Annotated in this window: 14 protein-coding genes; 8 read left to right on the top strand and 6 right to left on the bottom strand. The window is 69.7% G+C overall.

Translation table 11 applies throughout. From position 1 onward, the window contains the following. Nucleotides 1–41 precede the first annotated feature (41 nt). Nucleotides 42–485, bottom strand: coding sequence for a hypothetical protein (locus tag ACZ5CR_RS27910; protein ID WP_468862217.1), 444 nt, complete (start codon nucleotides 483–485; stop codon nucleotides 42–44). Between the two features lie 194 nt (nucleotides 486–679). Further along, nucleotides 680–1,591: a 16S rRNA (cytidine(1402)-2'-O)-methyltransferase gene (rsmI, locus tag ACZ5CR_RS27905; protein ID WP_468862216.1), complete on the bottom strand. Its 912-nt coding sequence runs from the start codon at nucleotides 1,589–1,591 to the stop codon at nucleotides 680–682. 63 nt (nucleotides 1,592–1,654) lie between these two features. Here rsmI and ACZ5CR_RS27900 point away from each other — a divergent pair, with 63 nt between their 5' ends. The 5 genes from ACZ5CR_RS27900 to ACZ5CR_RS27880 all read left to right on the top strand — a co-directional run bounded on the left by ACZ5CR_RS27900 (nucleotide 1,655) and on the right by ACZ5CR_RS27880 (nucleotide 8,502). Next, nucleotides 1,655–3,394 carry a dolichyl-phosphate-mannose--protein mannosyltransferase gene (locus ACZ5CR_RS27900; RefSeq protein ID WP_468862214.1) on the top strand — a complete coding sequence of 580 codons (1,740 nt, stop codon included), beginning with the start codon at nucleotides 1,655–1,657 and terminating at the stop codon, nucleotides 3,392–3,394. A gap of 157 nt (nucleotides 3,395–3,551) precedes the next feature. Then, complete coding sequence (locus ACZ5CR_RS27895; RefSeq protein WP_468862212.1) at nucleotides 3,552–5,177, top strand: penicillin-binding transpeptidase domain-containing protein; 1,626 nt, start codon at nucleotides 3,552–3,554, stop codon at nucleotides 5,175–5,177. Between the two features lie 100 nt (nucleotides 5,178–5,277). Continuing rightward, nucleotides 5,278–7,035, top strand: a complete 1,758-nt coding sequence (locus ACZ5CR_RS27890) for a penicillin-binding transpeptidase domain-containing protein (RefSeq protein ID WP_468862210.1) — start codon at nucleotides 5,278–5,280, stop codon at nucleotides 7,033–7,035. Between the two features lie 121 nt (nucleotides 7,036–7,156). Further along, nucleotides 7,157–7,654 (top strand): YbaK/EbsC family protein, encoded by a 498-nt coding sequence (locus ACZ5CR_RS27885; RefSeq protein WP_468862207.1) that lies wholly within the window; start codon nucleotides 7,157–7,159, stop codon nucleotides 7,652–7,654. Next, nucleotides 7,651–8,502: an EamA family transporter gene (locus ACZ5CR_RS27880; protein WP_468862205.1), complete on the top strand. Its 852-nt coding sequence runs from the start codon at nucleotides 7,651–7,653 to the stop codon at nucleotides 8,500–8,502. The genes ACZ5CR_RS27885 and ACZ5CR_RS27880 overlap by 4 nt, the downstream gene beginning before the upstream one ends. A gap of 166 nt (nucleotides 8,503–8,668) precedes the next feature. Here ACZ5CR_RS27880 and ACZ5CR_RS27875 read toward each other — a convergent pair whose 3' ends face one another. Then, the gene (locus ACZ5CR_RS27875) at nucleotides 8,669–9,271 is read right to left on the bottom strand and encodes a TetR/AcrR family transcriptional regulator (RefSeq protein WP_468862203.1); all 603 of its coding nucleotides are present in this window, start codon (nucleotides 9,269–9,271) and stop codon (nucleotides 8,669–8,671) included. A 77-nt stretch (nucleotides 9,272–9,348) separates the two neighbouring features. Between ACZ5CR_RS27875 and ACZ5CR_RS27870 the strand changes: the two genes are divergently transcribed. Both ACZ5CR_RS27870 and ACZ5CR_RS27865 read left to right on the top strand, forming a co-directional pair. Then, nucleotides 9,349–10,176 carry a class I SAM-dependent methyltransferase gene (locus ACZ5CR_RS27870; protein ID WP_468862201.1) on the top strand — a complete coding sequence of 276 codons (828 nt, stop codon included), beginning with the start codon at nucleotides 9,349–9,351 and terminating at the stop codon, nucleotides 10,174–10,176. A 184-nt stretch (nucleotides 10,177–10,360) separates the two neighbouring features. Continuing rightward, nucleotides 10,361–11,188 (top strand): MerR family transcriptional regulator, encoded by an 828-nt coding sequence (locus ACZ5CR_RS27865; protein WP_468862199.1) that lies wholly within the window; start codon nucleotides 10,361–10,363, stop codon nucleotides 11,186–11,188. A 193-nt stretch (nucleotides 11,189–11,381) separates the two neighbouring features. Here the strand turns inward: ACZ5CR_RS27865 and ACZ5CR_RS27860 are convergent, their stop codons facing one another. The 3 genes from ACZ5CR_RS27860 to ACZ5CR_RS27850 are packed head-to-tail and all read right to left on the bottom strand — an operon-like array spanning nucleotide 11,382 to nucleotide 13,991. Beyond that, nucleotides 11,382–12,170 (bottom strand): energy-coupling factor ABC transporter ATP-binding protein, encoded by a 789-nt coding sequence (locus tag ACZ5CR_RS27860; RefSeq protein WP_468862196.1) that lies wholly within the window; start codon nucleotides 12,168–12,170, stop codon nucleotides 11,382–11,384. Then, entirely contained in the window at nucleotides 12,158–12,919 is a 762-nt protein-coding gene (gene cbiQ / locus ACZ5CR_RS27855; RefSeq protein ID WP_468862193.1) for a cobalt ECF transporter T component CbiQ, read from the bottom strand. The genes ACZ5CR_RS27860 and cbiQ overlap by 13 nt, the downstream gene beginning before the upstream one ends. A 1-nt stretch (nucleotide 12,920) precedes the next feature. Then, nucleotides 12,921–13,991: an energy-coupling factor ABC transporter permease gene (locus tag ACZ5CR_RS27850; protein WP_468862191.1), complete on the bottom strand. Its 1,071-nt coding sequence runs from the start codon at nucleotides 13,989–13,991 to the stop codon at nucleotides 12,921–12,923. A gap of 215 nt (nucleotides 13,992–14,206) precedes the next feature. Here ACZ5CR_RS27850 and ACZ5CR_RS27845 point away from each other — a divergent pair, with 215 nt between their 5' ends. Then, on the top strand, nucleotides 14,207–14,602 hold the full coding sequence (locus ACZ5CR_RS27845; RefSeq protein WP_468862188.1) for an SsgA family sporulation/cell division regulator: 396 nt from the start codon (nucleotides 14,207–14,209) through the stop codon (nucleotides 14,600–14,602). The last annotated feature ends 145 nt before the right edge of the window (nucleotides 14,603–14,747 follow it).

The raw sequence follows: 14,747 nt of genomic DNA, 5'->3' as shown, positions 1-14,747 counted from the left end.
CCCGATCCTACGAAGGGGACGTCAGCCCGCCGAAAGGGACGTCATCCCGCCTTGCGGTGGTGGAAGGGGTGCAGGAGCGCCGACAGGTGCCAGTGGTGGTGCTTGGGCTCACGGGGTTCGGCGGCCTCGGCCCCGGCCCCGGAGTTGTCCGCTCGCGCCGCCCGCGGCGCGTGATGCCGCTGCATCAGATTGAGCACCGACGACACCTGTCCGGCCCGCATGATCCGTACGACATGCCCGTCACAGTTCACGCACGTCGGCCGGGTCAGGGGCGACGGCACATGGAGGCCGTCCGCCACGTACGTCACGAATTCCTTGCCCTTGGCGTCGACGTGATGCTCGATCTCGTAAGACTGTTCCCAGCCGTGCCCGCAGCGCATACAGGCGAAGGCGTACGACTCGTGAACGTTGGTTGTCGCGGGTGCCGCGGATATCGCGTCGGACGCCGTGGTGTGGTGGTGACCGGTGTCGGCGATCTCACTCATTCCAGCTCCTCTTGTCCGCTGGACAAGCGCTTCCGGGACGGGGATTTCCTCCCGGCCGGAAGCGTGGGGACGGGTGCGTCCCTTTGACCAGTGGACGCCTTTCCCGGAGCGAGTGCATCAGACCTGTCGACAGTTGAAGCCGATTTGGCCTTTCCATAGCCTTCAGGCTCGGTGCGCGGCCCGCACTTTGCCTTTTACAACAGTCCTTTGCTGTCCGATGGGGCGGCCTGAGCCGCATTCTTTGCCGCTACGACCGCATCGAACACTTCGCGTTTGGGTAGCCCCGCATCGGCCGCGACGGCGGCGATCGCCTCCTTGCGTCGCTCCCCCGCCTCCTCGCGCACCCGCACCCTGCGCACCAGCTCGTCCGGGCCCAGCTCACCGGGGTTCTTCTCCGGTGCGCCCTCGACGACGACGGTGATCTCCCCGCGTACGCCGTCCGCGGCCCACTCGGCGAGCTCCTTCAGCGAACCGCGCTTTACCTCTTCGTACGTCTTGGTCAGCTCGCGGCAGACGGCCGCCCTGCGCTCTTCGCCGAACGCCTCCGTCATCGCGACGAGGGTGTCGTCGATACGGTGCGGTGCCTCGAAGTAGACGAGAGTGCGACGGTCGTCGGCCACCTCGCGCAGCCGCGAGAGCCGCTCGCCGGCCTTGCGCGGCAGGAAGCCCTCGAAGCAGAAGCGGTCCACCGGAAGCCCCGAGAGCGCGAGCGCGGTGAGCACGGCGGACGGGCCCGGTACGGCGGTGACCCGGATGTCCTTCTCCACGGCGGCGGCGACGAGCCGGTACCCGGGGTCGGACACCGACGGCATCCCGGCGTCCGTCACGAGCAGCACCCGCGCACCGCCCACCAGCGCCTCGACGAGATCGGGCGTGCGCGCGCTCTCGTTGCCCTCGAAGTACGAGACGACCCGCCCGCCCACCTGCACGCCGAGCGCCTGGGTGAGCCTGCGCAGCCGCCGGGTGTCCTCGGCGGCCACGACATCGGCCGACTCGAGCTCGGCGGCGAGCCGCGGCGGGGCGTCCGCGACGTCACCGATCGGCGTGCCCGCGAGAACGAGGGTTCCGGTGGACGGGTTTCCGGGGGAATCAGCGCTTCCTGTCACTGTTCCATCCTCGCAGGGGCCAGGGGGCGGGACTCACACAGTCGCGTTCCCTACGATGGCGCGGTGACCAGTACCGCGTCTTCCCCGGACACCCGCCAGGGCCAGGCAGCCGAGGAGCAGCAGCCGTCGTGGCAGCACAGGCTGCGCCGCTTCGGATATGTGGCGCGGCCCACGGCCGGTGTCCGGGCCCGGCTCGTGCCTCCGTACACCGAACCGAGCCCGCGGCTGTGGGCGTCGATCGGTATGCCGAAGCAGAACGCCGATCAGCTGGCCCGGTGGTCGGGATGGATCGGTCCGCTGCTGATCACGCTCGTCGCGGGGCTCACCCGGTTCTGGAACCTCGGCAGCCCGAAGGCCGTGATATTCGACGAGACGTATTACGCCAAGGACGCCTGGGCGCTGATCCACCGGGGTTTCGAGGTCAACTGGCCCGACAAGGTCAACGACACCGTCCTGCAGCAGGGGTCGGGCATCAAGATCCCCACGGACGCCGCGTACGTGGTGCATCCGCCGGTCGGCAAGTACGTCATCGGCATCGGCGAGTGGCTCTTCGGCTTCGACCCCTTCGGCTGGCGTTTCATGACGGCGGTGCTCGGCACCCTGTCGGTCCTGATGCTGTGCCGGATCGGGCGGCGTCTTTTCCGCTCCACGTTCCTGGGGTGCCTGGCGGGCGGGCTGCTCGCGGTGGACGGGCTGCACTTCGTGATGAGCCGCACCGCGCTGCTCGACCAGGTCCTGATGTTCTTCGTGCTCGCCGCGTTCGGCTGCCTCCTCATCGACCGGGACAAGGCGCGGGAGAAGCTCGCGGACGCTCTGCCGAGGGACGAGAGCGGGACGGCGCGCGCGGACGCGTACGTCGCCGAGACCCTGCGCCTTGGCTGGCGGCCGTGGCGCTGGGCGGCCGGGCTCTGCCTCGGGCTCGCCTTCGGCACCAAGTGGAACGGCCTGTACATCATGGTCTTCTTCTGCTTGATGACCGTCCTGTGGGACGTGGGCGGCCGCCGGGTCGCCGGTGCGGTGCGCCCCTACCGCGCGGTCCTGAAGCGGGACGTGTTCCCGGCGTTCGTCTCGACGGTGCCGGTCGCGATCGGCACGTACGTCCTGTCCTGGCTCGGCTGGATCCTCTCCCCGACGGACGGCACGGGCGGCTACTACCGCGACTGGGCCGCGACGGACGGCAAGGGCGGCTCCTTCACGTTCCTGCCGGACTGGCTGCGCAGCCTGTGGCACTACGAACACGCGGTCTACGACTTCCACGTGGGGCTCTCCTCGCCGCACACCTACCAGTCGAACCCGTGGAGCTGGATCGTCGACGGCCGCCCCGTCTCGTACTTCTACGAGTCACCGCTGCCCGGCAAGGACGGCTGCCCCTCCGGCACCGCGGAGAAGTGCGCCCGCGAGGTCCTCGCGCTCGGCACTCCGATGCTGTGGTGGGCCGGGGCCTTCGCGCTGCTCTACGTGCTGTGGCGGTGGGTGTTCCGCAGGGACTGGCGGGCGGGCGCGATCGTGTGCGGGATCGCGGCGGGCTATCTGCCGTGGTTCATGTACCAGGAGCGGACGATCTTCTTCTTCTACGCCGTCGTCTTCGTTCCGTTCCTGTGCCTGGCCGTGGCGATGATGATCGGCGCGATCCTGGGTCCGCCCGGTTCGAGCGAACGGCGGCGGGTCGTGGGCGCGGCGGCCTCGGGCGTCCTCGTACTCCTGATCATCTGGAACTTCGTCTGGTTCTGGCCGATTTACACCGGCCAGGCCATTCCCATCGATTCCTGGCGGGCCCGAATGATCCTGGATACGTGGGTCTAGCGATCCTCGACACGTTGGTCTGGACATCTGGTTGTAGTGGGCACCTTGGACACCTTCGGATAACAGCGCCCTCTCCCGTCACTTCCTCCGCCTAAGGTTCTGGGCGAGCGATCCTCCCGAATTCATTCGGGAGGACTCCTGGGGAGGGGAACGCGAGATGCACAAAGGGGTCAAGGTCACTCTGGTGGGCGGGGTCTTCGCCGTCATGGTCGGTGGCGCGGGGTACGGCGCGTACAACTTGGTGAACGGCGTGACAGGGGGCTCCGCTTCGGCGGACCCCAAGCCGGTGAAGGCGGGGCCGCCGACGAGCCGTGAGATCGGCGAGGTGACGGAGAAGTTCTTCGCCGCGTGGGCCGCGGGGGACGCCGGTCGGGCCTCGACGTACACGAACAACGCGGAAGCGGCATCGAATCTCCTGATCGGCTACCGCGAGGACGCCCACCTGACGAAGGTGAAGCTCACGCCGGGCAGGACGACCGGCACGACCGTGCCGTTCTCGGTCGAGGCCACGGTGTCGTACAAGGGGAAGACCAAGCCCTTCGCGTACGACTCCGAACTGACCGTCGTCCGCGGCGAGACCACCGGCCGCGCGCTCGTCGACTGGACCCCCTCGGTCGTCCACCCGGACCTGAAGCGGGACGACACCCTGCACACCGGTGAGGCCGCCGCGCCCCCCATCCGGGCCGTCGACCGGCACGGCGCGGTCCTGGACAAGAAGGACCACCCGACGCTCGGCCCGGTCCTGGACCAACTGCGCGCGAAGTACGGCGACGAGGCGGGCGGCACACCCGGCGTCGAGCTCTACGTCCAGCACGCGGACGAGGACGCGGGTACGCAGACGCTCCTCACCCTCGCCAAGGGCAGGGCGGGCAAGTTGCGGACGACGCTGAGTCTGACCGCGCAGCGAGCCGCGGAGAAGGCGGTGGCGCAGCACGCGGAGTCCTCCGTGGTCGCCGTCCAGCCGAGCTCCGGCGAGGTGCTCGCGGTCGCCAACAACCGCAAGGACGAGTTCAACGCGGCCCTTGAGGGTCGGCAGGCCCCCGGCTCGACGATGAAGATCGTCTCGGCGGCGATGCTCATCGACAAGGGCGTGACCAAGGCGAACGGCCCCGCGCCCTGCCCGAACAGCGCCGTCTGGCAGAGCCACCAGATCAACAACCTGAAGGGCCTCGCCCCGGACGAGAACGCGACCCTGTCGGACAGCTTCGCGCGGTCCTGCAACACCGCGTTCGTGAAGCTGGTCGACGAGGACGGCATCACGGACGAGTCGCTCACCGAAGAGGCGCAGAACCGGTTCGGCCTCGGCCTCGACTGGAAGGTGGGCGTCACGACGTCCGACGGCTCGGTCCCGGCGTCCGGCGGTCCTGACCGCGCGTCGAACATGATCGGCCAGGGCAAGGTGCAGCTGAACCCGCTCAACCTGGCGTCCGTGACGGCGACCGCGATGACGGGAGACTTCCGGCAGCCGGTCATCGTCGCCCAGGACCTGGACGACCGTGAGCTGGCGCAGGCCGACGGCCTGCCCGCGTCCACCGTCCAGCAGCTGCGGGCGATGATGAACCGTACGGCGGTCAGCGGCACCGGCGCCGGCGCCATGGCCGGGCTCAGCGGCAGCATCGGCGCGAAGACCGGCTCCGCGGACGTCGACGGCCAGGAGGCGCCCAACAGCTGGTTCACGGGCTACCGAGAGGATGTGGCAGTCGCCGCGGTGGCCCAGGAGGGCGGCCACGGCGGGGACACGGCGGGTCCTATCGTGGCGGCGGTGCTTGCCGCAGGCAGTTGAGACATGTGGTCGGAAGGTTCATGAAAGCCCCCTAGTGTGGGGCCTTCCAGTGCGGAGTTGGGGGCTCCGGGATCTGGGATCGGGGATCTGCGGAGGATCAGTGGGCAAGCGAGGGCGCGCCAGCGAGCGCAAGGGCATCAAGAACATCACCGGCGCATCGGGCGTATCGGGTGCATCGGGTGCGAAGAGCACCAAGGTGCACCCCGGTGTGCTCGGCGGCGCTGCCGCCGTGGTCGTGTGCGGCGTGGGCATCGCCGCGTACAGCCTGATCGGCGGCGGTTCGTCCGGTGACGGCGACGGGACGGTCGACGAGAAGCCGGTGGCCTCGGGCCCGCCGACGACCGCCGAGGTCCGTGCCACCACACAGGACTTCCTCACCGCGTGGGAGAAGGGCGACGTGGCGGCGGCCGCGGAGGTCACGGACGACCGGGCGGCGGCGAAGACCGCGCTGACCTCGTACGCCAAGGACTCCCATCTCACGAAGGTGAAGCTGGAGCCGGGCAAGCGTGCGGGCGCCACGGTGCCGTTCTCGGTCACGTCCACGGTCTCGTACGAGGGAAAGACCAAGCCCTTCGCGTACGAGTCCGAGCTCACCGTCGTACGCAGGAAGCACGACGGCAAGACGCTGATCGGCTGGCAGCCCTCCGTCGTCCACCCGGACCTGAAGGACGGCGACCGCCTGGTCACCGGCGAGGCCGGTGACCCGCCGATCAAGGCGGTGGACCGGGACGGCGGCGAGCTGACCAAGGCGAAGTACCCCTCGCTGGGCACGGTGTTGGACAGCATGCGCGAGAAGTTCGGCGAGAAGGCCGGCGGCACGGCGGGCGTCGAGCTGCGCGTCGTACGCAAGAACAGCGCGAAGGACGCCGAGAAGTCGGCGACGACGAAGGACGACGACAAGGCGACACCCGACAAGACGCTGCTCACGCTCTCCCCCGGCACCCCCGGCACCCTGAAGACGACCTTCGACGCCTCGCTCCAGGCGGCGGCGGAGAAGGAGACGGGCAAGCGCAAGCAGGCGTCGGTGGTCCTGGTGAAGCCGAGCACGGGCGAGATCCTGGCGGCGGCCAACTCCAACCCCAGCGGCTTCAACACGGCGTTCCAGGGTTCGCTGGCCCCCGGCTCGACGATGAAGGTCATCACATCGTCCCTGCTCCTGGAGAAGAAGCTCGCGGGGGTCGACAAGAAGCACCCCTGCCCGAAGTACGTGACGTACGGCGGCTGGAAGTTCCAGAACGACGACAAGTTCCAGATCAAGGACGGCACGTTCCGCGCGAGCTTCGCCCGGTCCTGCAACACGGCCTTCATCAGCCAGGCCAAAGAGCTTCAGAACGACTCCCTGACCAAACAGGCGCAGGAGGTCTTCGGCCTCGGCCGCGACAACTGGTCGATCGGCGCCCCGACCTTCGACGGCGCGATCCCCGTGCAGAGCGACGCGCAGATGGCGGCCTCGCTGATCGGGCAGGGCGGGGTCCGCATGAACCCGCTGAACATGGCGTCGGTGGCGGCCACGGTGAAGTCGGGCACGTTCAAGCAGCCGTACCTGGTCTCCCCGGACGTCGACAAGCGCACGCTGGCGACGGCCCCGCGCAAGATGTCGGGCGCGACGGCTTCCGCTCTGCGGGACCTGATGCACTACACGGCGGTCGCGGGCACGGCGGTGGAACCCATGTCCGGGCTCGGCTCCGACATGGGCGCGAAGACGGGTTCCGCGGAGGTCGACGGCCAGAAGAAGCCCAACGGCTGGTTCACGGCGTACCGCGGCGATCTGGCCGCGGGAGCGGTGGTGCAGGAGGGCGGACACGGCGGGGACTCGGCGGGCCCGCTGGTACGGGCGATGTTCCTGGCGGCCAAGTAGTCGGAGCGGGGACGGCCCACGGGCCGTCCACTGACCGCCTCTCTCCCCTCCCCGGAACGGGCTGTCCGGTATACGGATACACAGTCGCGTGCCCCGTACACGGACCGCTAGCGTGCCGGGTATGAGCGCTACAGATTCATCCGCCCACCCCCGTTTCGCCGCGGCGCTGAGCGAGCTGGGCCTCGCTGAACTCGTCAGCGAGGTCCGCACCTTCCCGGAGGGAGCCCGCACCGCCCAGGAGGCCGCCGCGGCCATCGGCTGCGAGCTGAGCCAGATCTGCAAGTCGCTGATCTTCGCGGCGGACGGTGTTCCGGTCCTCGTCCTGATGGACGGCGCCTCGCGGGTGGACGTGGAGCTCGTACGGTGGGAGTTGTGCGCGGCGAAGGTGACGCGCGCGAAGGCGGACGTCGTCCGGGAGACCACGGGGTACGCGATCGGTGGCGTACCGCCCTTCGGCCACGCGACGAAGACACGGGTCCTGGCGGACCGCTCGCTGCTGAACCACGAGGTGGTGTGGGCGGCGGCGGGCACCCCGCACGCCGTCTTCCCGATGTCGCCCAAGGACCTGATCAACCACGCGAACGGCACCCTGGTGGACGTGCGCGAGCTCGCCAAGTGACGCCGCTGGTGGCGGCGGCGGTCCTGCTGGCCGCCGTGACGCACGCGTGCTGGAACGCGATAGCGCACCACATCACCGACAAGCTGGTCGGCTTCACACTCATCTCCGGCGGCGGGGTGCTGATCGGTGCGCTCATCACCCCGTTCGCGGCGATGCCGGCTGCCGAGGCGTGGCCGTACCTGATCGTCTCCGCAGCGATCCACGTGGGCTACTACGCCCTGCTCATGAAGTCCTTCAAGCTCGGCGACTTCGGCCAGGCCTACCCGATCGCGCGCGGCACGGCGCCACTGGTGGTCACGGTCCTCGCGGCGGTCTTCGCGGGCGAGATCCCGGATGCCTGGCAGGCGGCGGGAGTCGCGGTCTCGTGCGCGGGCCTGACGGGACTCGCCCTCTGGGGCATACGCGGCTCGGGACGACGCCCCGACTGGGCGGCGATCGGCGCGGCGCTCGCGACGGGCGTCTCGATCGCGGCGTACACGGTGGTGGACGGACTGGGCGTCCGCGCCTCCGGAACGTCGATGGGCTACATCGCATGGCTGATGATCATGGAGGGCCTGGCGATTCCGCTGTACGCGGCGTACCGCTGGCGCGGTGGCATGGTCGCTCGCCTGCGCCCGTTCGCGAAGGTGGGCCTGCTGGGAGCGGCCCTCTCCGTGGCGGCGTACGGCCTGGTCCTGTGGGCCCAGACGAAGGCGGACCTGGCGCCGATCTCGGCACTCCGGGAGTCCTCGATCATCGTCGGGGCGGCGATAGGGGCGATCTTCTTCAAGGAGAAGTTCGGGGCACCGAGGCTCGTGGCGGCGGGCCTGATGGTGGCCGGGATCGGGCTGATGCTGCACGCGGGCTGAGGTCTCTGGTCCCGGGGGGGGTGGTTGCAGGAAAGTCCCGCCGACACGCCGTGGACTACGGCGTGTCGGTGGGACTTTCCTGCATCGGCGCCGGGGCGATCCGCCCGTCGCTTCGGCCATGGCCGCCGGAGTCCGCCGGAGTCCGCCGGAGTCCGCCGGACGGTGCCTAGGCCGGTCGTCGCCGCACGGCGTCGGCGATGGCCGACGTCACGAGCCTGTTGACGGCCTCCGTGGTCGGCGGGCCGGAGTCGCGGTCCGCGAACAGAAGATGCCCGCCTCCGACCAGGGAGAGGGTGAGTGAGTCGATGTCGGCGTCCGCCGCGACACGGCCCAGTGCACGCTCGTCGGCCAGATAGGCGGAGATCGCGCTCGTGGCCTGGGCCAGGATCGCGATGCCGCCTCCGGGCCTCGCCTTCCGCAGCCGCGTGCGCAGCTCGTCCCGGAAGGTGATGAGCGGGATGATCGCCACTGGAATCGGCCCGAACAGGGTGGTCAGCGCGCTGGTGAGGTTGTCGGCCACCGTGCCGGTGCCCGCGGAATCGCGCAGCGCACTCGCCTGCGTATCGAGTTGCGCGGCCCGGTCGAGCACGAGGTCGGTGAGGAAGGCGTCGAAGTCGGCGAAGTGCCGGTGCAGGACGCCCTTGGCGCAGCCCGCCTCGTCGGTGACGGCCCGGCTCGTCAGCCCGGTCGGCCCGTCCCGCAGAAGTACGCGTTCGGCAGCGTCGAACAGCTGCTGTCGGGCATCGCGAAGGTGCAACCCGGTCGGCACTCACAGATCCTCTCGTGCGCCAGTCATCCCGTCGGCATCCCATTGTCGAGTGGGCACTCGCCCACTAAGGTGGGCGCATGCCCACCTTATCGCGAGAAGAACCACAACCGCCCCCGGCGAAGGCGCATACGGCCCGACGGATGGCCGAGTCGTTCGGCATGGACGCCCAACGCTACGACCAGGCCCGGCCCGGCTACCCCGACGCATTGGTGGCCCGGATCATCGCCGGTAGCCCGGGGACCGACGTGCTCGACATCGGCTGCGGCACCGGCATCGCGGCGCGCCAGTTCCAGGCCGCCGGCTGCGCCACGCTCGGCGTCGAGCCCGATGCGCGGATGGCCGACTTCGCGCGGGCCCGTGGCCTTGAGGTCGACGTGGCGGCCTTCGAAGCCTGGCAGTCGGACGGACGGATGTTCGACACTGTCATCGCCGCGCAGTCATGGCACTGGGTGGATCCGGTCACCGGTGCCGTAAAGGTGGCTCGTGTGCTGCGTCCCGGCGGACGGCTGGCGATCTTCGGGCACGTGTACGAGCCGCCTGTCGAGGTGGCCGAACCGTTCGCCGCCGCCTACCGCCGGGCGGCTCCCGACTCCCCGCTGAGCGGACAGCCTGCCCGACGTCCGCTCGATCTCTACCGGGCGGGATACGCGAAGTTCGCCGACAAGATCCGCGAGACCGGACAGTTCGACGATCCCGAACAGTGGCGATTCGACTGGGAGCGGTCCTACACCCGCGACCAATGGCTCGACCTGCTCCCCACCACCGGCGGTCTCACCCAACTTCGCCCAGATCAGCTCGCCGAGATACTGGACGCGGTCGGAAGCGCCATCGACTCACTGGGCGGACGCTTCACGATGAACTACACCACCTTGGCCACGACCGCCGTACGCGTCGGCACGGGCTGAGGGGTGTCTTACGTGGTGGCGCGTCTTACGTGGTGGCGCCCGTCGCGGACAGCTCGCTCGACGGGGACTCACCGTAGCTACGACTCTTCGTAGCTACGAAGAGTCGTAGCTACGCCGATGGCCCTCGGCTGCCAAGTAGCTTCTTGACTCTCACACCGTGGTAGGCGGTCAGCTCGGAGACATCATGTTCATCATTGGAGACTTCGCCCGGCACGGCCGCGTCTCGGTCCGGATGCTGCGTCACTACGACGCGACCGGCCTGCTGCGACCGGCCCACGTCGACCCTGCCAGCGGATACCGCTACTACACCGCTGTCCAGCTCGCCCGCCTCAACCGGATCATCGCGCTCAAGAACCTCGGATTCACCCTCCAGCAGGTCCAGGACATCGTGGACGAGAAGGTCGCCGCCGAGGAACTGCGCGGCATGCTGCGGCTGCGACAGGCCGAACTGGAGACCGCGATGGCTGTCGCGCGAGCACGGCTGGTGCAGGTCGAGGCGAGGCTCCAAGCGATCGAGAGCGAGGGCCACATGCCCACGAACGACGTTGTCATCAAGAGCGTCCCCACCGTCCGGGTGGCGGAGCTGAGCGCGACCGCCGCCAGTTTCGAGCCCGAGGACATCTCCCCGGTCATCGGACCGCTGTACGACGAGCTGTTCCGGTGCCTGGGCTCTGCGGGCATCACCCCTACGGGCCCAGGTGTCGCCTACTACGAGGACGAGGACGCCCCGGAGGGTGGCGGCAGGATCAGGGTCCACGCCGCCGTCCAGGTCTCCGCCCCTCTCCAGGACGGCGCCTTCCGCATCCTCGACCTGCCGCCCCTCGCCCAGGCCGCGACCATCGTGCACCACGGTTCGATGGACACCGTGCTCCCCACCGCCCAGGCCCTGGCCCATTGGACCGATGCCAACGGCTACCGGGCGAACGGCTACCCCCGAGAGGTCAACCTGGAGTGCCCGGAGAACCGTGACGACTGGGTGACGGAACTACAGGCACCGGTGGTCCAGGCGTGATCCATCGCGCCCGCGCTTGACCGGTGATCACGTTCGGGCGGCGCGAGACCGTGGCGGTCTCCCGCTGCCCGACCTGGGTGTCCGGCCTGCCCGACCTGGGTGTCCGGCCTGCCCGACCTGGGTGTCCGGCCTGCCCGATCTGGGTGTCCGACCTCGCCGCCCGTCGGCACGGCTCCTCCCCGGGCGCGATCCCCTACCGGGTGTACCGGGTGACCTGCACCGTCCTCGGATCGAAGCCGAACGGCAGCTCAAGCCGGTGCGCCCCCATCAGGTCCTCGTCCCCGAGCAGCTCGCCCGTCGGGCCGTCCGCCGCGATCACTCCCTCGCTCAGGATCAGCGCGCGGGGGCACAGTTCGAGTGCGTACGGCAGGTCGTGCGTGACCATCAGGACCGTTACATCCAACGAACGGAGAATGTCCGCCAGTTCGCGGCGCGAGGCCGGGTCCAGGTTCGAGGACGGTTCGTCAAGGACCAGGATCTCCGGCTCCATCGCCAGGACCGTCGCCACCGCGACCCGCCTGCGCTGGCCGAAGGAGAGGTGGTGCGGTGGGCGGTCCGTGAACTCCGCCATGCCGACCTGTGACAGCGCCTTCTGGACGCGGGCCTCAAGATCGGGGCCGCGCATTCCGGCCGCCGCCGGACCGAACGCCACATCCTCGCGCACCGTCGGCATGAACAGCTGGTCGTCCGGGTCCTGGAAGACGATGCCGACCCGGCGCCTGATCTCCGCCATGTGCTTCTTGCCGACCGGGAGGCCCGCGACGGTGACCGTGCCCGCGCCTCCCGTCAGGATGCCGTTCAGGTGCAGGACGAGCGTCGTCTTGCCCGCGCCGTTCGGGCCGAGCAGCGCGACCCGCTCACCCCGGCCGATCGTCATGTCGACGCCGAAGAGCGCCTGATGCCCGTCGGGGTAGGCGAAGGCCAGGCCGGAGACGTCCAGAGAGGCGGGAGCGGAAGCGGCAGCAGTAGTCACAGGGTCCATCCCAGCAGGCAGACGACAAGAGCAGCGCCCGGCAGGGCGAAAGCGTACGTCCACTGCGCACGCGAGGCGGTCACCTCGTCGATCACCGGCATCGAACCGGCGTACCCCCGGCTGACCATGGCCAGATGCACCCGCTCGCCCCTCTCGTACGAGCGGATGAAGAGCGCACCGGCGGACTTCGCGAGGACGCCCCACTGCCGTACGCCCCGCGCCTCGAAACCGCGCGACTCGCGTGCGATCTTCATGCGGCGCATCTCGTCCGTGATCACGTCGCCGTACCGGATCATGAACGAGGCGATCTGGACGAGCAGTGGCGGCAGCTTCAGGCGCTGGAGGCCCAGGAGCAGTGCGCGTAGTTCCGTGGTGGAGGCCAGGAGTACGGATGCCGCTACGCCGAGGGTGCCCTTGGCGAGGACGTTCCAGGCGCCCCAGAGGCCGTTCACGCTCAGGGACATGCCCAGTACGTCGACGCGCTCGCCCTCCGCCACGAACGGCATGAGCACCGCGAACGCCACGAACGGGACCTCGATGAGCAGCCGCTTGAGGAGGAACGGGAGGGGGACGCGGGAGGCGTACGCCACCGCGCCGATGAGCAGCGCGTAGAGGCCGAACGCCCACATCGCCTCGCGCGGTGTGGAGACCACCACGACCACGAAGCAGAAGACCGCCGCCAGCTTGGTGTGGGGAGGCAGCGCGTGCACCGGCGAGTGGCCGTGCCGGTAGAGCCGGTGGGCGTGGCCCGCACCCATGTCAGGCCCTCTCGGAGACCGATGTCGTCGACGCCGGGTCCGCGTCCGTCGTACGGCGGCGCCGCAGTGCCCAGAAGATCGCCGAGCCCGCGACGACGGTGACGCCGACGCCGATCACGCCCGCGAGGCCGCCGGAGAGGCGGGAGTCGGTGATGTCCTTGACGCCGTAGTCGGCGAGCGGGGAGTCCGAGCTGGCGTGCTCCTCGGCCTTCTTGTCGATGCCCTTGTCGTGCGCGACCTTCTCCAGGCCGTCGGGGTTCGCGGAGGCGTAGAAGCTGACGAAGCCCGCCAGGACGAGGGAGGCGATCAGGCCCGAGATCCACACCTTGCGGTGCGAGCGGGCGGCGGCGGGGGCGGGCTCTTCGGCCACGGGGGACACGGGGGCGTCGACCAGTTCGCCGGCGACGCGGAGCTTGAGCTTCTGCGTCAGGCCGCGCGCCCCGTACACGAGGTCGGGGCGGACCGCGATGACGGCGCCGACGGTGAGCGCGGTGATCGCCGCCTCGCCGATGCCGATGAGGACGTGCACGCCGATCATCGCCGAGGCGACCTTGCCGATGGAGACGTCCGTGGTGCCGCCGAGCGCGTAGATGAACGTGAAGGCGACCGCGGCGGCGGGCACGGAGATCAGCGCGGCGACGAAGGAGGAGGCGGTGATGGAGCGGCGGGTGCGCGGGAGCACCTTCACCAGGCCGCGGAAGACGAAGTAGGCCACGACGGTCGTGACGATCGCCATGTCCGTGATGTTCACGCCGAGCGCGGTCAGGCCGCCGTCCGCGAAGAGGACACCCTGCATGAGCAGGACGACGGACACGCACAGGACCCCTGTGTAGGGGCCGACGAGTATCGCGGCGAGCGCCCCGCCGAGCAGGTGTCCGCTGGTGCCCGCGGCAACGGGGAAGTTCAGCATCTGCACGGCGAAGATGAACGCGGCCACGAGGCCTGCGAGCGGCGCCGTCCGTTCGTCCAGCTCACGCCGTGCGCCACGGAGGCTGACGGCGACCGCTCCGGCGGCGATGACCCCGGTGGCGGCGGAGACGGGTGCGTTGATGAATCCGTCGGGGACATGCATGCGCGCGCTCCTGGGCAGGACAGGAAGAAAGAAGGAAAGAGCGGATCGCTCGTGAACCGTTCAATGATAGTGCCTTGTTGCGAACGGCTTGCAAGAGCAGCCTCTACCCAGTTATCCGCCCGGCCATCCTGGCCACCCCGGTCAACCCTGGAGCGAGAATAAGGATATATGGGACATTAGAGGGCATAAGGAACGTGATGGTGAGGAGTTCGGCGATGTCCGCAGTAGAACAGTTCGCACGCGCCCACGTCGTCACGGACTCCCCTGACGACCAGCTCACTGTCCCCGCCGTCCTGCGCTACGACCCGGATGCCGACCCGCACTCGGTGCGGATCGGCCTCCCTGGTTCCCACGATTCCCGCACTTCCCACGATTCCCGTGGTTCTCACGATTCCCGTGGTTCTCACGAGTGGACCTTCGCCCGGGAGCTCCTTGAACAGGGTCTGCGGGCCCCGACCACCAGCGGCGACGTGCGCATCTGGCCCTGTGGGCGGGTCCAGACGGTCATGGAGTTCCACTCGGCGCAGGGGGTGGCGGTCGTGCAGTTCGACGCTTCGGCGCTGGTCCGCTTTCTGCGCCGCACGTACGCGGCCGCTCCCGTCCCCCACTGACGGCGCAGACACTTACGGCACAGACGCTTACGGCACAGACGGCACAGAACGGGGGCGGGGGGGGGGGGGGGGGGGGGGGGGGGGGGGGGGGGGGGGGGGGGGGGGGGGGGGGGGGGGGGGGGGGGGGGGGGGGGGGGGGGGGGGG

It is taken from the genome of Streptomyces sp. NPDC031274, from assembly GCF_055570235.1.
The sequence above is the reverse complement of the archived record's forward strand: the minus strand, read 5'-3'. Positions and strand labels throughout refer to the sequence as shown.